This window comes from Stenotrophomonas indicatrix, from assembly GCF_002750975.1.
Lineage (GTDB): Bacteria > Pseudomonadota > Gammaproteobacteria > Xanthomonadales > Xanthomonadaceae > Stenotrophomonas > Stenotrophomonas indicatrix.
On sequence record NZ_PEJS01000001.1, the window covers coordinates 1,636,057 to 1,660,089 of the forward strand.

Sequence of the window (24,033 nt, forward strand, 5' to 3'; positions counted from 1 at the left end):
GCAAGGTCTAGGCTGGTCACCATCCTCCAGATGGAACCAGGGAAACCAGGCCATGAGCACCTCCAGCCCCACAGCCGTCCACGAGACGGCTTCCACCATCAGCCTGCCGATCGAAGGCATGACCTGCGCCAGCTGTGTTGGCCGCGTTGAAGCGGCCCTGGCCAAGGTCGAGGGGGTCGCCAGCGTGTCGGTCAACCTGGCCACCGAGCGCGCAGACATCCGTTCCTCTGGTCCGGTCGACCGCGATGCGCTGATCCAGGCAGTAGAGAAGGTGGGCTACGAAGTACCCGCCGCGACCACCGAACTGGCCGTGGAAGGGATGACCTGCGCGTCCTGCGTCGGCCGCGTGGAGCGCGCGCTGTTGGCGGTGCCGGGCGTCAGCCACGCCAGCGTCAATCTGGCCACCGAGCGTGCGACCGTGCGCGGCGTTGCCGGCATCGATGCACTGGTGGCGGCGATCGACAAGGTTGGATATGCGGCACGCGCGATCGATGGCGGTACCCAGGTCGACGAGGAAGCGGCGGAAAAGAAGGATGCCGAGCGGGTGGCGCTGAAGCGCGACCTGATCCTGGCCAGCGTGCTGGCGGCCCCGGTGTTCGTATTGGAAATGGGCTCGCACCTGATCCCCGGCATGCACCATTGGGTGATGTCCACGATCGGCATGCAGGCCAGCTGGTACCTGCAGTTCGTGCTGACCACGCTGGTCCTGGCCATTCCCGGCCGGCGTTTCTACCAGAAGGGCTTCCCGGCGCTGCTGCGCCTGGCGCCCGACATGAACTCGCTGGTGGCGGTGGGTACCGCGGCGGCGTTCGGTTATTCGGTGGTGGCCACCTTCATCCCGCGCCTGCTGCCGGCGGGCACGGTGAATGTCTACTACGAAGCGGCGGCGGTGATCGTCGCGCTGATCCTGCTCGGCCGGTTCCTGGAGGTGCGCGCGAAAGGCCGCACCTCGGAGGCGATCAAGCGCCTGGTCAACCTGCAGGCCAAGGTGGCGCACGTCAGCCGCGAAGGGCGCATCGTCGATATCCCGATCAACGAGGTGCTGCTGGGCGACCTGCTGGAAGTGCGTCCGGGCGAGCGCGTGCCGGTGGATGGTGAGGTGGCCGAAGGTCGCAGCTACGTCGACGAATCGATGATCACCGGCGAGCCGATCCCGGTGGAGAAGTCGGCCGGCAGCAGCGTGGTCGGCGGCACCGTCAACCAGAAGGGTGCGCTGACCCTGCGTGCGACGGCGGTAGGTGGGCAGACCATGCTGGCGCAGATCATCCGTCTGGTTGAACAGGCACAGGGTTCCAAGCTGCCCATCCAGGCCGTGGTCGACAAGGTGACGCTGTGGTTCGTGCCGGCGGTGATGCTGGCGGCGTTGGCCACCTTCCTGGTGTGGCTGATCTTCGGGCCGTCGCCGGCGCTGACCTTCGCGTTGGTCAACGCGGTGGCCGTGCTGATCATCGCCTGCCCATGCGCGATGGGGCTGGCGACGCCGACCTCGATCATGGTCGGCACCGGCCGTGGTGCCGAGATGGGCGTGCTGTTCCGCAAGGGCGAGGCGCTGCAGCTGTTGAAGGACGCCAAGGTGGTGGCGGTGGACAAGACCGGTACCTTGACCGAAGGTCGCCCGCTGCTGACCGACCTGGAGATCGCCGACGACTTCGATCGTGCGCAGGTACTGGCGCGGGTGGCCGCGGTGGAGTCGCGCTCGGAGCATCCGATCGCCCGCGCCATTGTCGAGGCGGCGACGGAGGAGGGCATCGCGTTGCCGGCGATGATTGATTTCGAGTCGGTGACCGGCATGGGCGTGCGTGCCAGCGTCGACGGTGCGCGGGTGGAAGTGGGTGCTGATCGCTTCATGCGTTCGCTGGGCGTGGACATCGGCATGTTCGCTGCGCTGGCCGACCGCCTCGGCAACGAAGGAAAGTCGCCGCTGTATGCCGCCATCGATGGCCGCCTGGCGGCGATCATCGCCGTCTCCGATCCGATCAAGCCGAGTACGCCGGCCGCCATTGCCGCCCTGCACCAGCTGGGTCTGAAGGTGGCCATGATTACCGGTGACAACGCCGCCACCGCGCAGGCCATCGCCCGCCAGCTCGGCATCGATGAAGTGGTGGCCGAGGTGTTGCCCGAAGGCAAGGTGGAGGCGGTGCGCCGGTTGAAGGCGGCCTACGGGCAGATTGCGTTCGTCGGTGATGGCATCAACGATGCGCCTGCGCTGGCCGAAGCTGATGTGGGCCTGGCCATCGGCACCGGCACCGACGTCGCGGTGGAGTCGGCCGACGTGGTGCTGATGTCCGGCAACCTGCAGGGCGTGCCCAATGCCATCGCGCTGTCGAAGGCGACCATCGGCAACATCCGCCAGAACCTGTTCTGGGCCTTCGCCTACAACACCGCGTTGATTCCGGTCGCGGCGGGTGCGCTGTACCCGGTATGGGGCGTGCTGCTGTCGCCGGTGTTCGCCGCCGGTGCCATGGCCCTGTCCAGCGTGTTCGTGCTCGGCAATGCGCTGCGCCTGCGGCGCTTCCAGGCGCCGATGGTCGAGGCGTCCCATGCGGCCCAGTAAAGGAGTGATGGCATGAACATCGGTGAAGCATCGAAGGCATCCAGCGTGTCGGCCAAGATGATCCGCTACTACGAGCAGATCGGCCTGATTCCGCCAGCTGACCGTACCGGCGCGGGTTATCGCGCCTATTCGCAGGCCGACGTGCACCGGCTGCGTTTCATCCGTCGCGCGCGTGATCTCGGCTTTTCGGTGGCCGAGATCACCGACCTGCTGGGCCTGTGGAACGACACCTCGCGGCACAGCGCCGACGTCAAGCGCCTGGCCGAGCAGCACATCGATGATCTGGAACAGCGCATCGAGAACATGCGGCAGATGGCCGATACGCTGAAATCACTGATCAGCTGCTGCGCCGGCGATGATCGTCCCGAGTGCCCGATCCTGCAGCGGCTGGGCGAAGGCGAGGAGGGCGCTGCGCCGGTTGCGGCGCCCACCGGGGCGGTACGCAGGCGCGCGCGCAGGACCTGAAGACGACATACGGAAAAGAAAATGCCCGCCCCGGCAGTTGCACGGGGCGGGCATCGTTCATGCAGTGGCTCAGGCGATCAGGCCGGGCGCGGCGGGAAACCCGCTTCGGTCAGCGCTGCAATGATCTGCGCTTCGCTGGCCGAGGTCTGCACCTGCACGCGGCGGCTGGGCGGGTCGGCCGACACCGTCGCCGCCGGGTCGACCAGCTCGATCGCCTTGGTCACGCTGCGCGCGCAGCCGCCGCAGGTCATGCCTTCCACATGGAATTCCATCTGTAGCTCCTTCGATGCACTTGGGGGTGGAGGCAGTGTGCACCTTGCAACGATGGCAGGGTCAAGCGCTCCCGCGGCGCAGGGCCCACGAAAAACGGCAGCCACCTGTACCAGCGCGGCTGCCGTGGAGGATCGTCCCCGCCCGCAGGCGGGGGTAATGCCTTAGAACTTCCAGTTCACGCCGAAGTACAGCTGGCGCCCGGCATACAGATTGGACAGCAGGCGGGCCTGGCTGTCATTGCCGATGTAGCTGCGCAGCTCGGACTTGGTGGCGTTCAGCACTGCCGCGGTCACGGTCCAGTCCGGCGTGAGGTTGTAGGCCACGTTCAGATCCAGCTGGCTGTACGGCTTGGTGTAGGTGGTCAGGCCGTTGTTGAGCCCGCCCACCACTTCGCCACGACGGTTGTACGAGGCACGGGCCAGGAACTTCTCGTTCTCGTAGAACACGGTGACGTTGGCCTGGTTCTTGGCGCTGCCGACCAGCGGCGACGAACCGATCTCTTCGCCATCAAGCACGATCGAGGCCAGGTTGGTGTCGTTGTAGGTGTAGTTGGCCTGGACACCAAAGCCCATGTCGAAGGTGTACTGGCCATACAGCTCCACGCCCTGCGACACGCCGTCGCGGCCGTTGGCTTCGGTGCTGTACTTCTGCACCACCACCGTTTCACCACCGACGGTCATCTGCTGGTCGCGCACGACCGGCACGGTGAAGTTGTCCACGTTCTTGCGGAACAACGCCACGCCTGCAACCGAACCCGGCTTGAAATACCACTCCAGGCCAAGGTCGAACTGCACCGCCTTGAACGGCTCCAGTGCCTTGTTGCTGCCCGAGCCGTACCAGCCGGGGGTGTCGGTGCCGCCAGCGACCCGACGATCATTGCTGTATTCCTGGCTGATGTACTGCAGGCCGCCCGGATAGGCGATGCTGGTGTAGCCCGGGCGCGCGATTACCTTCGACGCGGCACCGCGCAGCACCAGGTTGTCGGTGATGTCCCAGGCGATGTTGAAGCTCGGCAGGAAGTCCGTATAGGTCTTTTCCAGCGAGCTGAGGGTATAGACCTTGTCGCGCACCTGGTTGTCCGGCAGACGCACGAAGCCGCCCTGGCAACGCAGGTTCGGATCGGCAGCCGGGTCATCGCAGCTCATCGGCGCACCAGCGGCGTTGTCCACGAAGTAGTCGTTGAAGCGCTCGACCGAATCGCTGGACTGGGCGAACTGCTTGGTGCGCACCACGCGCACGCCGACGTTGCCGCGCACGCGGTCGGTACGGAAGTTGGCCTGGAAGTAACCCGAGTAGATCTTCTCGTTGACGTCGTAGACGAAGTCTTCCTCGGTACGGTTGTGCGAGCCACCGTAGGTCTGGTTGAGGTAGTCGATGTAGGCCGGGTAGTTGATGCCGGGGAACACGTTGGCATTGAAGCCACCGGCGATGTTGCTGATCGGGTTGGACAGGAAGAAGCCCGGCTGCGCATTGCCTGCGGTCGGATCGCAACCGGCCTGGTAACGATTGTTGTCATAGTCGGCCGGGTCCAGGCCCTGGCAGACCCAGTAGGTGTTGCCGGTATTGCGGTGCACCTGGCCGTCGCGGTACTTGGCGCCGAACTGGATCGAGTCCAGCCAGCCGGCTTCGAACATCTTGGTGACGTCGGCCTGGAAGTAGTTCTGCTTGACCTCGGTCTGCATCCACGACGAATCGGTGGAGCCGGTATCGACCTCGGCGATGCCGGCCATCAGCTGCTGCTGGATGTCCGGCGAGACGGTCAGCGACGGCGTGCCGGTCAGGTCCCACGCGGTGTACTGGTTGCCCGCCTGCCACTGGTCACCCACCTTGCGGCGAGGCTTGGCCGACATGCGGAAATTCATCGACGGGCCACCCTTGGACCAGGTGCGGCCGCCGGTGAAGCTGGCCTTCCACAGCGGGCTGATGTCCCAGTCGACGGTCAGATCGGCCGTCTGCGAAAGCGCCTTTTCCTTGCTGTAGCCACCGGTCAGCTGCGGAGTGGGGATGGTGCAGTCATCCGGACCCCAGCCACCCGGGGGCAGGCCAGCTGCGGCGGCCTGGTCTTCGCTGCAGTAATAGGTCTTGCCGGCAAGCTTTTCGTACTGCGCGCCGGTGACGATGCTGCCACTGGGATCGAAGCTCAGCCCGTTGAGCAGGCGCCCACCGGCCCAGTTGCCATCGCCGTTGTAGCGGGCCAGGTTCCACTCCGGCACCTTCAGCATGTTCTGGGTGTAGTCACCCTGCAGTTCGAAGCGGAAGTAGTTCGCGGTCAGGGTCAGGTTGTCGATCGGCTTGAACTGGAAAGTCAGCTGGCCGCCCTTGCGCTCGCGCTTCTCTTCCTTCACCGCGAAGTTCACCGAGGTCGGCATGAAGAATTCGCTGTAGTTCGTGCCGGTCTGGTTGTTGAAACCGGATTGGCCCCACCAGTAGTGGATGCCATCCTGTTCCAGCAGGTTGCCGTTGGCATCGCGCGCGGTGGTGTTGTTGCCGTACCACTGGTAGTCCTCGGTGCTGGTCTCCATGGTGCGGCTGGTGCGCTTCTGCTGGGTCACGCCGACCAGCACGCCGAAGCGCTCGTCCTTGCTGTGCCAGGAATACAGCGCTGACACCTGCGGATCGACGTCGTGGCTGGTATCGGACGAAGTGCCTTCCAGGTTGACGTAGCCGGAATTGGCCTCCATCTCCAGCGGGCGGCGGGTGTGCAGGATGACCGTGCCGCCGATGCCGCCTTCGTCGATGCGCGCCTCCGGCGACTTGAACAGCTCGGCGCTGGACAGCATGTTCGACGGCAGCAGGGTGTAGTTGAACGAACGGGTTGCTTCGTTGTTGGTTTCCGACGAGGCGACGTAGTTGCCGTTCAACTGGGTCAGGGTCAGGTCGGGCGCGAGGCCGCGCACGCTGACCGACTTGCCTTCGCCACCGCTGCGGGTGATGACCACGCCGGGCACGCGCTGCAGCGCGTCGGCCACGTTCTTGTCGGGGAACTTGCCAACGTCCTCGGCGGTGATCACTTCGACCACGGCGTTGGCGTCGCGCTTCTGCTGCAGGCTCTTTTCGATCGCGTAGCGATAGCCGGTGACCTGGACGCTGTCCAGGGTGGTGGCGTCCTGCGTGCCGGTCGTAGCTGACGCCTGCTGGGCGGAAGCGCCAAGCGGGGCGACGGCGGCGGCCAGGGCCAGCGCGATGGCCAGCGACAACGCGTCGTGGCCCTGCGTACGTGTTGAATGCTTCATTGCCATCTCTCCCTCTCTCCTGGATTGATCCGGTGACTGACTGACGCGGAAACTTGAATCGATCTAATTCGTGATGCCGATCTTGCCTTCGCCCTGCAGATGCGACGAGCGCCTGGCAGATGCCCTGACTCGTCCTGTCCTGCTCCCCAACTCCCGGGCCATCGCGATGTCGTCTTGGATCGATCTAAGCGATGGGCGGGGCGATTTTTAGCACGGCCAACGCGCCGACGCATGTTGCTGCGCAATATGGCAGTGACGTGTCGTGCAAATGACCCTTCGCGGAAGAATGCTGTAAGCGTTTACATGCGCAGACGGGGTGGGCCGGCCGGGCTGCGCCCGGCACCGCAGAGGCCTTCAGGCCAGGGCAACAGCAACAGCAACGGCTGGTTTCCTGCGGGATGGCGGGGTGGGTCCGGTTGCGGGGGACGCTGCAAGTACGTCCATGTAAGCTCGGTCGCGCTATCCATGGCGCTCACGCCCCCGCAACCGGACCCACCCCGCCTTCGACAGATTTCCGCGATTTGTCGGAATGGCATGGCGTGGTCCTGGTAGGTGTCGACCTTGGTCGACACGTGGATCCATGCCATGCATGGATGAAATCCAATCGATGATTTCGAAATCGGTAGGAACATCCATCCGCGCACGGCGTGGATCTACCAGATCTCGGGAAACTGTCAGGGGTGGGGCGGTATGGGCAGGCAGGACCGTTGGCGCCATGGATGGCGCCATCGAGCCCCCATGGATGGGTCTACGGCGTGTCCTGCCTGCACATACCGTCCCGCCCAGCTCGGTAGCCCGCCGTTGCTGTTGCTGTTTTCTTGGCCTGAAGGCCTCTGCGGGTGCCGGGCGCAGCCCGGCCGAAGCCCCCCGCTCATGCTGCGCCGCAGAATGCATTGGGCGAAATTCCCATGCTCTACTTGAATCGATCTAAATCCGCCGGGGTGCGGATTTGTACTGATGGAAACGAGGGCTCGGCCTGTGCGGCCGGTTCTTCGCTGCCGCCCTGCCGCCAAGGAGTCCTGCCCGTGACCAGGTTGTCCCGCCGTCGTCCCGCCCGCCGCCTGTCGGCATTGTCCCATCGGCCCCTGGCCCGCATCGCCTGCCTGCTGGCACTGGCGGTGACGCCCTGGCTGCAGGCCGCACCGGCCGCGCTGGAACGCGAGGTCAATACCTTCATCGGCAGCAAGGATGACGGCAACACCTTCCCCGGTGCTTCGGCACCGTTCGGCTTGATCCAGGTCAGCCCGATCGGCAGCCACTATTCGGGCTGGCGCTACGACGACGACAAGATCCGCGGCTTCGGCCACTCCTTCCTGTCCGGCGCCGGTTGCTGGGAGCAGGGTGGGCAGGTCTCGGTGCTGCCGGTGACCGGTTCGATCGGCCCCGGCGGCGACTTCGATACCGCCGATGCGAAAGCCTTCAATCACAAGACCTATGCGTCGGCCTACAGCCACGACGGTGAGATCGGCCAGGCCGGCTACTACAAGGTGCGCCTGACCAGCTACGGCGGCATCGACGCCGAAGCGACCGCGCGCACCCGCGCAGCTGCCGAGCGTTACACCTTCAGCCAGCGCCAGGGCGATGGCCACGTGCTGGTGAATGTCGGTCAGGCCAACGAGCGCCACTCGGTGATCGGCAGCGTGGTCGATGTGGTGGGTGACCGCGTGGTGGAAGGCAAGCTGGTCACCAAGAGTTTCTGCGGTGGGCACCAGTACACCACCTGGTTCCGCATTGAGTTCGACCGCCCGTTCAAGGCGCATGGCACCTGGGGTGAGGGCGGCGGCCTGCCGGGCGCGCGCCACAGCATGGAAGGCGAGCAGAAGCCGAATGGCGCGTGGCTCAGCTTCGACCTGGCCAAGGGCCAGTCGGTCACCGCCGTCAGCGCGATTTCGCATGTGGATGCCGAAGGTGCGCGCACCAACCTGCGCGCCGAGGGCATGCAGGGCGGGGCGCTGCTGGGCTTCGAGCGCATGCGCGCGCTGTCGCAGCAATCGTGGCGTGAGCAGTTGGCACGCGTGCGTGTGCAGGGCGGCAATGGCGATGACCGCACCGTGTTCTACAGCGCGCTGTACCACGCGCTGCTGCAGCCGCTCACCGGCAGCGATGCCGACGGCCGTTACCGCGGCTACGACGATGGCATCCATCGCGCCGATGGCTGGACCTACTACGAGTACTTCTCGCTGTGGGATACCTACCGTGCACAGAACCAGTGGCTGGCACTGACGCGCCCGGACGTGGCGCGCGATATCGGCCGCAGCCTGCTGGCGATCGATGAGCAGGGCGGCTGGCTGCCGCGCTGGGGCTATGCCAACTTCGAGACCAACATCATGACCGGCGACCCGGTCACCCCCTTCATGGTCGACCTGTGGCGCTTCGGTGCGCTCAAGGGCCGCGAAGGGCAGGCATGGGATGCGCTGCGCCGCAATGCGTTCGGTACACCGCCGCTGAACTCGCGTGCTGCCGGTCGCTCCGGCAACCCGACCTATCTGGACAAGGGCTACGTGGTCTACGACCGCGCGTTCCCGTCCAAGGGCATGGACGTCGATCCGCACCACGGCGGTTCGGCCACCTTGGAGTACGCGCTGGCCGACTGTGCGCTTTCGCAGATGGCCGATGGCCTCGGCCATGCGCAGGACGCGGCGACGCTGCGTGAGCGCGGCCGCAACTGGCGCAAGGTGTGGGACCCGCAGGTGCGCGACGCCGAGACCGGCTTCACCGGCTTCCCGCGCCCGCGTACCGAAGATGGCCAGTGGTACACACCGGCCGATGGCCATTACAGCCCACGCTCGCATCACGGTTTCCATGAAGGCACGGCGTGGCAGTACCAGTGGCTGGCGCAGCAGGACGTGCCGGGCCTGGTCGAAGCGATGGACGGCCGCGAACAGGCCGGCCGCCGCCTGGATGCTTTCTTCGCCATGGACGCTTTGCAGGCCGACCCCCTCAATGCCGCCCGCAAGGAGTGGGTGGTCGGGCCGTACAGCTATTACAACCAGTTCCGCTACAACCCGAACAACGAACCGGACCTGCACTCGCCGTGGCTGTACACGCTGATCGGCCAGCCGTGGAAGACCGCAGCGGTGGTGCGTGCAGCGCAGCAGCTGTTCACCAATGCACCCAACGGCGTGACCGGCAACGATGACCTCGGCACGATGTCGGCCTGGTACCTGTTCAGTGCGATCGGCGTGTACCCGGCGGTGCCGGGCAGCGGCGAGTTCCTGCTGCATACGCCGCGCTTTGCCAAGGTCGAGGTCGAGCTGGGCAATGGCCGCACCCTGCGCATCGAGGCACCTGGCGCCGATGGCCGCCGCCTGCAGTACGTGCAGGGCGTGCAGGTCGACGGCCAGGCACATGCCCCGGTATGGCTGGGCTGGAGCCAGCTGCAGCAGGGCCCGAAGCTGCGCTTCGCGCTGGACGGGCGGGCGCCGACCGAGGGCTGGGGCACGGCGGTCAAGGACCTGCCGGTGTCCTGGTGCGCGGCACCGGGCAGCCAGCTGCACTGAGCCGGGCTGTGCCGTTCGAGGCAACCCAGCGAACGGCACGGCACGACAGGGCCGCGATCCATTAGGCTTGAGCATCCATCGGAGTGCGGGAAGACGATGAACGACAACAGCGACAGTTCCAGCAAGCGTTCCGGCAAGGCGGTGACGGTGACCGACATCGCCCGTGCCATCGGCGTTTCGCGCGCGACCGTGTCGCTGGTGCTGCGCGGCAGTCCGCTGGTCAACGTCGATACCCGCGCCCGGGTCGAGGCTGAGCTTCGCCGCCAGCGTTACGTCTACAACCGCGCTGCAGCGAACCTGCGGCGGCGCACGTCTTCCAGCATCGCCCTGGTCATCAACGATCTGTCCAACCCGTTCTTCGCCGAATTCGCCTCCGGTGTGGACGAGGCACTGGGCGGACGCGGCTACGTGACCCTGCTCGGCAGTACCGGCGAGTCGCCCGAGCGGCAGCAGGCGGTGCTGTCGACATTGATGGAACACACGCCTGCGGGCCTGATCCTGTCGCCGGCCGAAGGCAGCGATGCCACGCTGCTGCGGCAGGTGCTGGGCGCCAACGCCAACGTACTGCTGTTCAACCGCGAGCTGGAAGGCGCCGACTGGGACTTCCTGACCCTGGACAACCAGCATGGTGCCTACCTGGCCACCCGTCACCTGATCGAGCGCGGCCATCGCCAGATCGCATTCTTCGGTGGCCACGCGGCATCGAGTTCCTGCCACCAGCGTCGTGCCGGTTTCCAGCAGGCCCTGGCCGAGGCCGGGCTGGCATTGCCGCCGGGCTGGATGATCGAATCTGCACCCAACCGCCTGGAAGCGGCCGCGCGCACCGATGAACTGTTCGTCGACGGCCATCGGCCGAGCGCAGCAGTCTGCTACAACGACACCGTCGCGCTGGGCCTGATGCTGGGCCTGAACTCGCGCGGCATCCGTCCCGGCGGTGACTTCGCGGTGACCGGCTTCGACGATATTTCCGAAGCGTCGGTTGCCGTGCCGCCGTTGACCACACTGACGGCCGACCCGCGCGAACGCGGGCGGCAGGCGGCATCCCTGCTGCTGCAGCGGCTGGAGGAACCGGATGCGCCACCACGGCGCACGGTCGCCCCGGTACAGTTGCGCATCCGCGAAAGCAGCGCCGCACGTCCGAATTGAATTGATGCTTCGCTCCTGAACTGATTGCACCCTTCCACGCACCAACGACCTTTCGCGCATCGAGGCGCGTACCGCATGCCGATCTCCGCAACGCCCCGCCCATCAGGTTCCCCGGGCAACCAGCCTGCCGTCACCAACGGCAAGGCGCTGGCCGTGGTCACCACCATCTTCTTCATGTGGGGCTTCCTGACCTGCCTCAACGACATCCTGATTCCGCATCTGAAGGCGGTGTTCGAGCTGAACTACGCCAAGGCAATGCTGGTGCAGTTCACTTTCTTCGGCACCTACTTCCTGATGTCGCTGCCGGCAGGGCGGCTGGTTGCAGCGCTGGGTTACAAGAAGGGCATCGTGGCCGGCCTGGTGATCGCCGGCATCGGTGCACTGGGCTTCTGGCCGGCCGCTGAGCTGCGCGTCTATGGCGCCTTCCTCGGTGCATTGTTCGTGCTGGCCACCGGCATCACCGTGCTGCAGGTGGCGGCCAACCCGTATGTCGCCCTGCTTGGTCCGGAGCAGACCAGTTCCAGCCGCCTGACCCTGGCGCAGGCGCTGAACTCGCTGGGTACGGCCATCGCGCCGATCTTCGGCGGCATGCTGATCCTGTCCAACACGGCCATGAGCGGCGAGCAGATCGCCGCGCTGCCGGCCGCCGAGCAGCTCGCCTACCGTACCGCCGAGGCACACGCAGTGCAGGGCCCTTACGTCGGCCTGGCCGTGGCGCTGGTGCTGCTGGCCCTGTTCGTATTCCTGTTCCGCCTGCCGGCGCTGAACGACACCACCGAGCAGGCTGACCAGGGGCATCAGCACAGCTATCTGGATGCGCTGCGCAAGCGCCACCTGCTGCTGGGCGTGCTCGGCATCTTCTTCTACGTTGGCGCCGAAGTGTCGATCGGCAGCTTCCTGGTCAATTACCTGTCGATGCCCACCATTGGCGGTTTCAGCGAGCAGGAAGCCACCCACTATGTGTCGGCCTACTGGACGATGGCGATGATCGGTCGCTTCGCCGGTTCGGCGCTGCTGGCGCGCTTCTCGCCGAGCCGCCTGCTGGCGATCTTCGCGCTGGTCAACGTGGGCCTGCTGGCGCTGACCATGATGACTTCCGGCAATGTCGCGCTGTACTCGGTGGTGGCGATCGGCCTGTTCAATTCGATCATGTTCCCGACCATCTTCGCGCTCAGCATCGAGCGCCTGGGCCCGTTGACCAGCAAGGGTTCGAGCCTGCTGATCATGGCCATCGTCGGTGGCGCGGTGGTGCCTTACCTGCAGGGCGTCCTGGCTGACCACATCGGCGTGCAGGCCAGCTTCATCCTGCCGCTGCTGTGCTACGGCTACATCATTTTCTACGGACTGGTCGGCGCCCGCGCGCCGGCTGCCGGCACGCAGGGAGGCTGAGTCGAAAATGGGTTCCATCGTCTGCTTCGGCGAAATTTTGATCGATCTACTAGCGCAGCCGCCGGCCTCGGCCGATACCCCGCGCGCGTTCCTGCAGTACGCCGGAGGTGCACCGGCCAACGTCGCGGTGGCCGCCGCGCGGCTGGGTGCGAAGACCCAGTTCGTCGGCATGCTCGGCCGCGACATGTTCGGCGACTTCCTGGCGGAGAGCCTGAGCGAACACGGCGTCGGCACCGACTACATCGTGCGTACCGACGCGGCCAAAACCGCGCTGGCCTTCGTTGCACTGGACGCGGGCGGCGAACGCAGCTTCAGCTTCTACCGTCCGCCTGCCGCCGACCTGCTGTTCCGTGACAGCGATTTCCAGGCCGGCTGCTTCGATGGTGCGCAGTGTTTCCACGTCTGTTCCAACAGCCTGACCGAAGCGGACATTGCCGAAGCGACGTTCGCCGGCATGGACCGTGCGCGTGCGGCCGGCGCGGTGGTCAGCCTGGATCTCAACCTGCGTCCGGCGCTGTGGCCGGCCGATGTCGACCCGACACCGCGCCTGTGGCAGGCGCTGGAGCGCGCCGACCTGGTCAAGCTGTCGCGCGAGGAACTGGACTACCTGGCCGCCCCGCTGGGCGATGACGGCGAGGCGCTGGTGCTGCGTCGCCTGCTGGCCGCGCAGGCACGCTGGGTGATCATCACCGACGGCGCCGCCACGCTGCATTGGTATACCCGTGAAACGCAGGGCAAGGTCAGCAGTTTCCGCGTCGCCACCGTGGACACCACCGCTGCCGGTGATGCCTTCGTCGGCGGCGTGCTGGTTGGCCTGCTGGAGCGGGGTGGGGCAGGTGCGGGCTTTGCCGCGTTCTGCCAGGACCCGCAGGCGATCGCCGCCACGCTGCGCTTCGGCGCCGCCGTTGGCGCACTGGCGGTGACCCGCAAGGGCGCGTTCGCTGCAATGCCCTCGTTCGATGAAGTGCAGCAGCTGCTGCAGCTACAGGATCTCCCCGCATGAGCACCTCACCCGATTTCCGTTCCCCCGCGTTCCTGCGCGCCCACATCGCCGATACGATGGCGTTCTACCATCCGCGCTGCATCGACCCGAAGGGCGGCTTCTTCCATTACTTCCGTGACGACGGCAGCATCTACGATGCCAGCCATCGTCATCTGGTGAGCAGCACCCGCTTCGTCTTCAACTACGCCATGGCCTACCGCGAATTCGGCAACGCCGAGTATCGCGACGCGGTCGAGCACGGGGTGCGCTACCTGCGCGAGGTTCACCGCAACCCGGCCACCGGCGGCTACGCCTGGACTCTGCGCGATGGTGTGGTAGAGGACGACATGAACCACTGCTACGGCGTGGCCTTCGTGCTGCTCGCCTACAGCTGTGCGTTGAAGGCAGGCATCGAAGAAGCCCGCACGTGGATGGACGAAACCTGGCAGCTGCTGCAGGCGCGCTTCTGGGAAGCCGAGCACGGCCTGTACAGGGACGAGGCCGACGGCCAGTGGAACTTCACCGGCTACCGCGGCCAGAACGCCAACATGCACATGTGCGAGGCGATGCTGGCCGCGTTCGAGGCCAGTGGTGAGCAGCGCTATGTCGAGCGTGCGCTGCAGCTGGCCGACAACATGACCCGCCGCCAGGCCGCAAAGGCCGGCGGTCTGGTCTGGGAACACTACGACGTCAACTGGAACATCGACTGGGACTACAACCTGGATGATCCCAAGCACCTGTTCCGGCCGTGGGGCTTCCAGCCCGGGCACCAGACCGAGTGGGCCAAGCTGCTGCTGATCCTGGACCGTCACGTGCAGGCCGACTGGCTGGTGCCGACCGCGCAGCATCTGTTCGATGTGGCCGTAGAGCGCAGCTGGGACGAGGTGCGCGGCGGCCTGTACTACGGCTTCGCCCCGGAGTCGCGCCGGCAGCCGGGCATGGACGGCGCGCCGATCGGCGGTGACAGCTTCGTCTGTGATGACGACAAGTATTTCTGGGTGCAGGCCGAGACCTTGGCTACCGCCGCGCTGATGGCCGCGCGCACCGGCGATGACCGCTATTGGCAGTGGTACGACCGTATCTGGGCGTACTCGTGGGAGCACTTCGTCGACCATCGATACGGCGCATGGTTCCGCATCCTCGACGCCGACAACCGCAAGTACAGCGATGAGAAGAGCCCGGCCGGCAAGGTGGATTACCACACCATGGGTGCCTGCTACGAAGTGCTGAACGTCGTGCGTTGAGGTCTGCCGCGCTGCGCGCTCGCCGGACGTGGTCCGGCGCTGCCGTGGCGTGTGGCATTGGTAGCGCCGGGTCATACCCGGCGGAAAAACAGGAGTATCACGTGCATCGCATTTCCAACGCTGTCCGTCTGCTGCTGTTGTTGATCGCCCTTGGCGCCTTCCCGGCAGGCGCCGCACCGCTGCAGGCGCAATGGGAGTTCCGGCTGCTGCCCGGTGACGCGCAGGGCGCGGCCCATCCTGGCCTGCAGCAGTGGCGCGCGGCCACGGTGCCAGGCAGCGTGCACACCGATCTGCTGGCGCATGAGCTGATCCGCGATCCCTACGTCGGTGCGCCCGAAGCCGAGCTGCAGTGGATCGGTCTGGCCGACTGGGAGTACCGCGCCCGTTTCGATGTGGACGCTGCCAGCTTGGCAAAGGCCCATGCCGAGCTGCGCTTCGACGGCCTGGACACCTATGCCGAGGTGACGCTCAACGGCAAGCCGCTGCTGCGCGCCGACAATGCCCACCGCACCTGGCATGCCCGCGTCGAAGATCGCCTGCGTGCGAAGGGCAATGAGCTGCAGATCGTGTTCCGTTCGCCGATCCGCACGCTGCTGCCCGGCGTGCAGGCAATGCCGCACAGGATTGCCGGCAACTATCCTTCGCCCTACGGTGATGAACCCAAGGACGCGATGGTTGGCAACTTCGCGCGCAAGCCGGCGTACCACTTCGGGTGGGACTGGGGCCCGCGCTACGTTACTGCCGGCGTCTGGCGGGGCGTTGACCTGCAGGCATGGGATGCGCATCGGTTGACCGACCTGGCCGTACGCACTGATGCGCTTGATGCAGAAAACGCAAAGCTGGCGGTAGTGCTGCAGGTGGAGCAGGACGCGGTCGCCGGCCCGGTGGCGGTGGACGTTGAAGTGCGGGATCCCGACGGCCGCAGCGTCGCACGGGTGCAGCGCACGGTCGACCTGAAGCCCGGCCGGAACAGCGTGGACGTGCCGGTTGAACTGGCCAAGCCGCGGCGCTGGTGGCCGGTCGGCCATGGTGCGCAGGACCGCTACACCGTGCAGGCGCGCCTGGACGGCAGTGCCGATCCGGTGCTGGCGCGCGAACAGCGCATCGGCCTGCGCACCGTCGAACTGCGCCGCGAGCAGGACGACAAGGGAGGGCAGGGCTTCGCCTTCGTCATCAACGGGGCGCCGATCTTCGCCAAGGGCGCGAACGTGATCCCCTTCGACGCCTTCCCCGCGCGCGTTGATGCTGCGCGCCTGCGCCAGGTACTGGTCGCCGCGCGCGATGCCAACATGAACATGCTGCGCAACTGGGGCGGCGGCTACTACGAGGACGATGCGTTCTTCGACATCGCCGACGAACTGGGCCTGCTGGTCTGGCAGGACTTCATGTTCGGCGGTGGCATGCAGCCGGGTTACGACCCGGCATTCCGCGCCAGCGTGGTCGCCGAGGCACGCGACAACGTGCGCCGGCTGCGCCACCATCCCAGCATCGTGCTGTGGTGTGGCAACAACGAAGAAGAAACGGCGTGGAAGGACTGGGGCCACGGCCGTGACCTGAAGTCCGCCGATCCGGCGTTCGCAGCGAAGGTCTGGCAGGGCTACGTCGACCTGTTCGGCAACGACCTGCGCCAGGTGGTGAGCGAAGATGGGTTGGGCGTGCCGTACTGGTCCAGTTCGCCCAGCAACGACCTGGACGAGAAGGCCAACGACTCCACCCGTGGCGACAAGCATTACTGGCAGGTGTGGGGCAATCCTGCATTGCCGGTGCAGGCCTATCTGCGCGAGACCCCGCGCTTCATGTCCGAGTACGGCCTGCAGGCCTGGCCAGCGGTGGCGACGGTGGACCAGATCGCCACCCGTGCCGAACAGCGAATCGACAGCCCGGTGATCCGTGCGCACCAGAAGTTCATGGCCGGCGAGGGCAATACACGCCTGCTGCACTACATCGAACTGGGCTACGGCACGCCGAAGGACTTCGAGGACTTCGTCTACCTGAGCCAGGTGATGCAGGCCGATGGCATCGCCCTGGCGGCGCTGCACCATCGCGCTTCGCGACCTTACACGATGGGCTCGCTGTACTGGCAGCTCAACGATGTCTGGCCGGGAGCATCGTGGTCGAGCGTGGACTACTTCGGTCGCTGGAAGGCGCTGCACTATGCCGCGCGGCGCTTCTTCGCGCCGGTTACGGTGGCCGCACTGCGCGATGAAGGCAGCACGCGCGTGCGCCTGATCAACGATGGTGCCGCGCTGGATGCACGTTGGCGCTTGCGGGTGATGGACGTTGAGGGCAAGGTGCTGCGCCGACGCGAGCAGGCGGTGACCTTGGCTGCCGCCGGGGTGACCGATATCGGCACCTACGCGGATGCCGAGCTGCTGGCCGGCGCCGAGCCGGCGCGGACGGTGGCGGTATTCGAGCTGCTGCAGGATGGCAAGGTGACGGCGCGGCAGGTGGTCGGCTTCGTTGAAGCCAAGGACCAGGTGCTGCCACGCCAGCAGTTGACGTCAACGCTGGCAATCGACGGTGACCACTATCGCCTGCGGCTGCACAGCGCTGCGCTGGTGCGCGCAGCCTGGATCGATTTCGGCGCGCTCGACGTGCAGGTGGAAGACAACCTGCTGGACCTGCTGCCGGGCGAAACCCGCGACATCGCCGTGCGTGGCCCAGTGGATCTGGCCGCGCTGCGCGAGGCGTTGAAGGTGAAGACCCTCAACGATCGTTGAGAGAGGCGCCCTGGTAGGTGCCAACCTTGGTTGGCACGCTTTGGGCGGGCATTACGAATGCCAACCGAGGTTGGCATCTACCGAAGGCGGTTTCCCGCAGCGTACCCCGGTAGCGCCGGGCCATGCCCGGCGAGCGCAGAGGATAGCTGTTAGAACTGGATCTGCTGGAAGTTCTCGACGCGATCATGGCCGTTGGCGGCGTCGCCGATGCGCGGCATCGGGTAGTCGTCCAGGCGATCGATCAGGCGTGTCTGCAGGCCGGCTTCGCGGGCGGCGTCCAGTTCCTCGACCACGTCGGACAGGAACAGGATCTCGCCAGCGGGAACGCCGATGGCCTGCACGATGTGGCGGTAGCTGTCAGCCTCGCGCTTGCCACCGACTTCGGTATCGAACCAGCCCGACACCAGCGGACTCAGGTCACCGGCGTCGCTGAAGCCGAAGAACAGCTTCTGCGCCGGCACCGATCCGGAGGAGTACACATACAGCGGCAGGCCCGAGGCGTGCCACCCCTTCAATACCGGCGCTACCTCCGGGTAGAAGTGCGCGGTGTAGTCGCCACGACGGTAGCCTGCGTCCCAGATCAGCCCCTGCAGGGCCTTCAGTGCGGTGTGCTTGCGGTCCTGGTCGATCCAGCCCTGCAGCGTCTCGGCCACCAGGCTGTCCTGGCAGGCGCCGCCGATCTCGGTGGCGACTGCATCCAGCCAGCGACGCACCTCCGGTTGCTGGCCATGGTCGGCGACGAAGCCGGGCAGCGCCTGGCGTGCGTACGGGAACAGCACGTTCTTGACGAACGAGATGCTGCTGGTGGTGCCTTCGATGTCGGTCAGGATGACGCGGGGCTGCATTGATCAGGACGCCTGGGTCGGAATGTAACGGGGGAATTTCTGCGCGATGTCAGTGCCAGTGAAGTGACCGACCCAGCCATCCGGTTCGGTGAAGAAGCGGATCGCCACGAAGCTGGGCTCATCACCCATGTCGAACCAGTGGGTGGTGCCGTCGGGCACGGCGATCAGGTCATCCTTCACGCACTCGATCTCATAGACCTTGTCGCCCACGTGCAGGGTGAACAGGCCCGAGCCGGCGACGAAGAAGCGTACTTCGTCTTCCTTGTGGAAGTGTTCGTCGAGGAATTTCTTCCTCAGCTCGGCGCGGTTCGGGTTGTCCGGGGCGATCGAGGCCACGTCCACGCTCTTGAAGCCGCGTTCGGCAACCAGGCGGTCGATGTCGGCGCGGTAGGCGGCGAACACTTCGTCCTGGCTTGCGCCCGGGGCGACCGGCGCGGTGGCCTGCCAGCGCTCAAAGGTGACGCCGATCTTCTGCAGTTCGGCAGCGATGATCGCGCCGTCCTGGGTGTCCAGCAGCGGCGATTCGGGATGGGTATCGTCGTAGATGCGCAGTCGGCTCATGGCGGCAGCTTGAACGTCTCGGGGAAGGACAGGGTAGCAGGGTGGCATTGACGGCCTGATTCCAGAACGGCATCTGGCCGTGCCGGAAACTTCAGCGGCGCAGCTTGCGCAGCTCCAGCTCGCAGTGCAGCAGGAATTCGAACGCTTCCATGTGCCGCCGTGCTTCGGCCATGTCGCGGCCCCAGGCATACAGGCCGTGGCCGTCGATCAGGTAGCCCCATAGGGTCTGCGTGTCGAGCAGGGCGTCGACCTGGGCCGACAGCACGTCCATGTCCTGGGTGTTGGCAAACACCGGGATGTCGATGGCCATCTCGTGGGTGCTGTTGCCCGCGAAGGCTTTCAGCAGTTCGTAGCCTTCCACCCGGATATGGCCCTGCGGTGCATACAGGCGCGAGGCGATGGTCTGCACCGGCGAATGCGTATGCAGCACGCAGCCGATCTCCGGGAAGCGGCGATACAGCTGGGTATGCAGCAGGGTTTCGGCGGACGGGCGCAGCGGGCGGCCGACGGCCTTGCCATCGAAGTCCACGACCATGATGTCGTCTTCGATCAGGCGGCCCTTGTCCTTGCCGGAGACGGTGATCGCGGCGTGGCGGTCGTCCAGGCGGTGGGAAAAGTTGCTGCTGGTGGCCGGGGTCCAGCCGGCCTGGGCCAGTTCGCGGACGTTGTCGATCAGCAGCTGGGCCAGTTCGCTCAGGCGCGCGGTGTCGTAGGGGAAGGTGGGGGTGTTCATGGGGGCGATTTTACTGGATTCGGCCAACGGCTGAGCCCCTCGTGGCTGGCGTCAGAAGCAGATTCCGTGGGTTGGCCGGTCGGGTAGGCTGCGCAGGGGACGCCGTAAACCCGTCCATGGGGGCTTGGCCGCGGCATCCATGCCGCGGACACCCCTGCGCAGCCCACCCGACCGGCCACGGACAGGTTCCGCGCGGCCAGCCACGGATTGAAGAAAGAAAGGCAGAAGCGGGTCGCTTCGCTGCGCGTGCTCGGAGCGGAGCATGGCTCCGCTCTACAGTAGATTCGTCCCCGAACATTCATTTCCCGGAACGCTTCATCCACGCATGGCGTGGATCTGCCGGACGGGGCAGGAGGCTGTCGGAGGTGGGGCGGGTTGGGTTCGCGGGGGTGTCCGCGGCATGGATGCCGCGGCCAAGCCTCCAGGGACGGATTCACGGCGTCCCCCGCGAACCCAACCTGCCCCGCCAAACCCTCAGCCCTGCTGTTGCCGTTGCTTCGGCTTCAACGGCGGGTGCAGGGCCGCAGGCCCTGCAATGCAGAAAACCTTACTTCCCGCGCAGGCGGCTGTGCCTGAAGCCGTAGAAGAAGTAGATCACGAAGCCGACAAACGTCCACACGCCCATCAGCATCCAGTTGTGCAGCGTCATCGCCGACAGCAGCGCCAGGCAGCTGATCACGCCCAGGCTGCAGACCAGCCATGCACCCGGAATGCGGAACGGGCGCGGCAGGTCCGGCTGTGTGCGGCGCAGGATCAGCACGCCGGCGCACACGGCCGCGAAGGCGATCAAGGTACCCATCGAGGTCAGTTCACCAAGGATGTCCAGCGGGAACAGCGCCGCCAGCAGGGCGATGCCGATGCCGGTGATGACGGTGTTGATATGTGGCGTGCGGTACTTCGGGTGGATCTTGGTGAACACCGGCGGCAACAGGCCGTCGCGCCCCATGATCATGAAGATGCGCGGCTGGCCGATGATCATTACCAGCACCACCGACGACAGGCCGATCAACGCACCGACTTCCACCACCACGCGCAACCAGCCCAGCTGCGGATGCGCGGCCACGGCGGTCACCACCGGCTCATCGGTGCCCAGCAGCTGGTAGGGCACCAGGCCGGTCATGACCGCGGCCATCGCGATGTACAGCACCGTGCAGATCACCAGCGACAGCATCATGCCGATCGGCATGTCGCGCTGCGGTTTGTGTGATTCCTGCGCGGCCACCGATACCGCTTCGAAGCCGATGTAGGCGAAGAACACCATCGCCGCGCCGCGCAGCACGCCTTCCATGCCGTACTTGCCGGGGCCTTCGTTGGCCGGGATGAACGGGGTCCAGTTGCTGGTGTCCACGTACTTCCAGCCGACCACGATCACCAGCACGATCAGCCCGGTCTTGAGGATGACCATGGCCATGTTCATCGCCGAGGATTTGCTGATGCCGACGTAGCACAGCCAGGTCAACAGCAGCACCAGGATCGCGGCGGGAATGTTGGCGATGGCGCCGGTGGGCCGCAGCTGCGCGTCCAAGGGGGCGCTGACCAGCGCCGCCGGTAGATGGATGTCGAAATGGCTGAGCAGGCTGAGGAAATACCCGGTCCAGCTGACCGCCACGGCCGAGGCGGAGACGCCGTACTCGAGCACCAGCATCCAGCCGATGAACCAGGCCGAGAGCTCGCCGAAGGTGGCGTAGGTATAGGTGTAGGCGCTGCCGGAAACCGGCACCATCGCCGCGAACTCGGCATAGGCCAGGGCGCAGAAGGCGCAGCAGATCGCGGCCAGCACGAACGAGAGCATGATGGCCGGGCCGGCGTGGTTGGCGGCGGCCTGGCCGGTGATGACGAAGATGCCGCCGCCGATCACGGCGCCGATGCCGAGCGCGGTCAGGCCCCAGGGGCCGAGGTGGCGACGCAGGCTCAGGCCGTTGGCGTCTTCATGGGCGGCATGCGGATGCTTGGTGGCCCACAGTTGCTTGAACATGTGTGGTGGTCTTGTGCGATGCGCCCGGTGACCGGGCGCGGGCGGAAATGCTTGCGGATATCGACGGGCCGGCGCAGGGGCCGGCCCGTCGGGAGGATCAGGGCGACTTGGCCAGCTTGCTGTGGCGCATGCCGTAGCCGAAGTAGATCAGCAGGCCCAGCACGGTCCAGCCTACGAACAGGTGCCAATGCACCACGAACGCCTGCCAGAACAGGAACAGGCACGACAGCGCGCCCAGCGGGCAGATCACCCACACCAGCGGCACGCGGAACGGACGGTGCAGCTCCGGGCGGGTGTAGCGCAGGATCAGCACGCCGATGCAGACCGTGGCGAAGGCCAGCAGGGTGCCCATGGAAACCAGTTCGCCCAGCACGTTCAGCGGCACCAGGCCGGCCAGCGACGCGGCGATGACGCCGACCACGATCGTGGCCCAGTACGGCGTGCGGAAGCGCTTGTGGACCTTGCCGAACACTTTCGGCAGCAGGCCATCGCGCGAGATGGTGTAGGCGATGCGGGTCTGGCCCATCATCATCACCAGCACCACCGAGGACAGGCCGGCGATCGCGCCGATTTCCACCGCGGTCTTCAGCCAGGACAGGCTCGGGTAGGCTTCCAGCGCGGTGGCCACCGGCTTGTCGGTGCCCAGCAGGTGGTAGGGCAGCATGCCGGTCAGCACCGCGCAGACGATGATGTAGACGATGGTGCACACCGCCAGCGAGCCGAGCAGGCCGATCGGCATGTTGCGCTGCGGGTCCTTGGTTTCACCGGCGGCGGTGGAGACCGCATCGAAGCCGATGTAGGCGAAGAACACGATGGTGGCCGCCCGGAACACGCCGCTCCAGCCGAACTCGCCGGACACGCCGGTGTTTTCCGGGATGAACGGGTGCCAGTTGGCCGGGTCCACGTGGGCCGCGCCGATGCCCACGAACAGGCAGATCACGAAGACCTTGATGGCCACGATGATCGCGTTGACGAACGCGGACTGGGTCACGCCCACGTACAGCAGGCCGGTCACCGCCGCCACGATCAGCACCGCCGGCAGGTTGAACAGCTTGCCGGAGGCGGCGAACTCGTGCCCGTTCCAGGCGATCGGCGCCGCGCTCAGCGCGTCCGGGAACGGCATGTGCAGCGTGGTGGTGATGAAGCTGATCAGGTACGCCGACCAGCCCACCGCGACCGAGGCCGAGGCGAACAGGTACTCCAGCACCAGGCACCAGCCGATGAACCAGGCCATGCCCTCGCCGAGCGTGGCGTAGGAGTAGGAGTAGGCGCTGCCGGAGACCGGCATCATCGCTGCGAACTCGGCGTAGCACAGGCCGGCCAGCGCGCAGGCGATGCCGGCGAACACGAACGACAGCATGACCGCCGGGCCGGCGTGGTTGGCCGCGGCCTGGCCGGTAAGCACGAAAATGCCTGCGCCGATCACCGCACCAATGCCAAGCATGATGAGGTGTTTCGCCGTGAGGGTCCGTTTCAACGTGGCTTCGCCATCCAGGCTGCCTTCGATGGGTTCGCCGGCATCGACGTGCCCGGCCGGTTCGACCGGCTTGACCCTCAACAGAGCTTTCAGCATGCAGTACTTCCTGATGATCGGATTGGGAGGGCCGCCAGTACATTGCCGGCGGCCTGGAATCGTGAAAGCCGTGCGAACGGCCCGCTGTACCTTAGCCAATGCTGAAGGCACCGCACAAGCGCAAACGCAACAATGAACGGCGATAATGGCAGGTATTTTTCCAGGCACCCCGCATTCATGAGCGAAACCACCGAATCCCTTGCCGCACTTGACGATCGCTTGCGCGGCCTGCTGCATGACTATGCGCGCAAAGAACCCGCCCACGACGCCCTTGCTGCCGAATTCAGCACATTGATCGACGATGCGGAAGATGCATTCCGCCGCGAACGCCTGGCCGGCCACTTCACCGCCAGCTGCTGGCTGGTCAGCGCCGATGGCCAGCGGTTGCTGCTGACCCACCACCGCAAGCTGCAGCGCTGGCTGCAGCTGGGTGGCCACGCCGACGGCGACCGCGATCTGGCCCGGGTAGCGTTGAAGGAAGCCGAGGAGGAATCGGGCCTGACCGGCCTGGTGCTGGATGATCCGGCCATCTTCGATATCGACAAGCACTGGATTCCCGAGCGCAAGGATGTTCCGGGGCACTGGCACTACGACGTGCGTTTCGTGATCCGTGCGCTGGGGGGAGAGGATTTCGTGCTCAGCGAGGAGTCGCTGGAGCTGGCCTGGCGCCCGGTGGCCGAGGTCGCCAGCGATCCCCAGTCGGACGAATCGATGCAGCGCATGGCGCGCCGTTGGCTGGCGCGCTGAAAGACGCATCCACGCACGGCGTGGATCTACTCCGGGATCGCCCTGGTAGATCCACGCCACGCGTGGATGACGCAATGCCGGACGCATTCCGCC

At 66.1% G+C, this 24,033-nt stretch carries 16 protein-coding genes; 9 read left to right on the top strand and 7 right to left on the bottom strand.

Annotated elements, in window-relative coordinates:
• Nucleotides 1–52: 52 nt before the first annotated feature.
• Both CR918_RS07660 and cueR read left to right on the top strand, forming a co-directional pair.
• Nucleotides 53–2,554, top strand: a complete 2,502-nt coding sequence (locus CR918_RS07660; RefSeq protein WP_099842384.1) for a heavy metal translocating P-type ATPase — start codon at nt 53–55, stop codon at nt 2,552–2,554.
• Between the two features lie 12 nt (nt 2,555–2,566).
• Nucleotides 2,567–3,019 (top strand): Cu(I)-responsive transcriptional regulator, encoded by a 453-nt coding sequence (gene cueR / locus CR918_RS07665; protein WP_025874806.1) that lies wholly within the window; start codon nt 2,567–2,569, stop codon nt 3,017–3,019.
• Nucleotides 3,020–3,096: 77 nt separating this feature from the next.
• Here cueR and CR918_RS07670 read toward each other — a convergent pair whose 3' ends face one another.
• Both CR918_RS07670 and CR918_RS07675 read right to left on the bottom strand, forming a co-directional pair.
• Nucleotides 3,097–3,291, bottom strand: a complete 195-nt coding sequence (locus CR918_RS07670; RefSeq protein WP_025874804.1) for a heavy-metal-associated domain-containing protein — start codon at nt 3,289–3,291, stop codon at nt 3,097–3,099.
• A gap of 162 nt (nt 3,292–3,453) precedes the next feature.
• Nucleotides 3,454–6,531 carry a TonB-dependent receptor gene (locus CR918_RS07675; protein ID WP_099842385.1) on the bottom strand — a complete coding sequence of 1,026 codons (3,078 nt, stop codon included), beginning with the start codon at nt 6,529–6,531 and terminating at the stop codon, nt 3,454–3,456.
• Nucleotides 6,532–7,550: 1,019 nt separating this feature from the next.
• Here CR918_RS07675 and CR918_RS07680 point away from each other — a divergent pair.
• The 6 genes from CR918_RS07680 (at nt 7,551) to CR918_RS07705 (ending at nt 17,506) form a co-directional block, all read left to right on the top strand.
• Nucleotides 7,551–10,025, top strand: a complete 2,475-nt coding sequence (locus CR918_RS07680) for a GH92 family glycosyl hydrolase (RefSeq protein ID WP_415847013.1) — start codon at nt 7,551–7,553, stop codon at nt 10,023–10,025.
• Between the two features lie 96 nt (nt 10,026–10,121).
• Complete coding sequence (locus CR918_RS07685) at nt 10,122–11,171, top strand: LacI family DNA-binding transcriptional regulator (RefSeq protein WP_025874798.1); 1,050 nt, start codon at nt 10,122–10,124, stop codon at nt 11,169–11,171.
• A 75-nt stretch (nt 11,172–11,246) separates the two neighbouring features.
• Complete coding sequence (gene fucP / locus CR918_RS07690; protein WP_099842386.1) at nt 11,247–12,560, top strand: L-fucose:H+ symporter permease; 1,314 nt, start codon at nt 11,247–11,249, stop codon at nt 12,558–12,560.
• A gap of 7 nt (nt 12,561–12,567) precedes the next feature.
• On the top strand, nt 12,568–13,563 hold the full coding sequence (locus CR918_RS07695) for a carbohydrate kinase family protein (RefSeq protein ID WP_025874794.1): 996 nt from the start codon (nt 12,568–12,570) through the stop codon (nt 13,561–13,563).
• The gene (locus CR918_RS07700) at nt 13,560–14,786 is read left to right on the top strand and encodes an AGE family epimerase/isomerase (protein ID WP_099842387.1); all 1,227 of its coding nucleotides are present in this window, start codon (nt 13,560–13,562) and stop codon (nt 14,784–14,786) included. Before CR918_RS07695 ends, CR918_RS07700 begins: the two co-directional genes overlap by 4 nt.
• A 101-nt stretch (nt 14,787–14,887) precedes the next feature.
• On the top strand, nt 14,888–17,506 hold the full coding sequence (locus CR918_RS07705; RefSeq protein WP_099842388.1) for a beta-mannosidase: 2,619 nt from the start codon (nt 14,888–14,890) through the stop codon (nt 17,504–17,506).
• A 149-nt stretch (nt 17,507–17,655) separates the two neighbouring features.
• Here CR918_RS07705 and mtnC read toward each other — a convergent pair whose 3' ends face one another.
• From mtnC to CR918_RS07730, 5 genes are all read right to left on the bottom strand, one after another.
• Nucleotides 17,656–18,351, bottom strand: coding sequence for an acireductone synthase (mtnC, locus tag CR918_RS07710; protein ID WP_099842389.1), 696 nt, complete (start codon nt 18,349–18,351; stop codon nt 17,656–17,658).
• Between the two features lie 3 nt (nt 18,352–18,354).
• Nucleotides 18,355–18,912 carry a 1,2-dihydroxy-3-keto-5-methylthiopentene dioxygenase gene (locus CR918_RS07715; protein WP_025874787.1) on the bottom strand — a complete coding sequence of 186 codons (558 nt, stop codon included), beginning with the start codon at nt 18,910–18,912 and terminating at the stop codon, nt 18,355–18,357.
• 91 nt (nt 18,913–19,003) lie between these two features.
• The gene (locus tag CR918_RS07720) at nt 19,004–19,645 is read right to left on the bottom strand and encodes a methylthioribulose 1-phosphate dehydratase (protein ID WP_059064090.1); all 642 of its coding nucleotides are present in this window, start codon (nt 19,643–19,645) and stop codon (nt 19,004–19,006) included.
• A gap of 547 nt (nt 19,646–20,192) precedes the next feature.
• The gene (locus tag CR918_RS07725) at nt 20,193–21,620 is read right to left on the bottom strand and encodes an amino acid permease (protein ID WP_099842390.1); all 1,428 of its coding nucleotides are present in this window, start codon (nt 21,618–21,620) and stop codon (nt 20,193–20,195) included.
• Nucleotides 21,621–21,717: 97 nt separating this feature from the next.
• Nucleotides 21,718–23,193, bottom strand: a complete 1,476-nt coding sequence (locus tag CR918_RS07730; RefSeq protein ID WP_025874781.1) for an amino acid permease — start codon at nt 23,191–23,193, stop codon at nt 21,718–21,720.
• A gap of 132 nt (nt 23,194–23,325) precedes the next feature.
• Between CR918_RS07730 and CR918_RS07735 the strand changes: the two genes are divergently transcribed.
• A complete protein-coding gene (locus CR918_RS07735; protein ID WP_099842391.1) occupies nt 23,326–23,940 on the top strand; it encodes an NUDIX hydrolase in 615 nt (204 codons plus the stop codon).
• Nucleotides 23,941–24,033 lie beyond the last annotated feature (93 nt).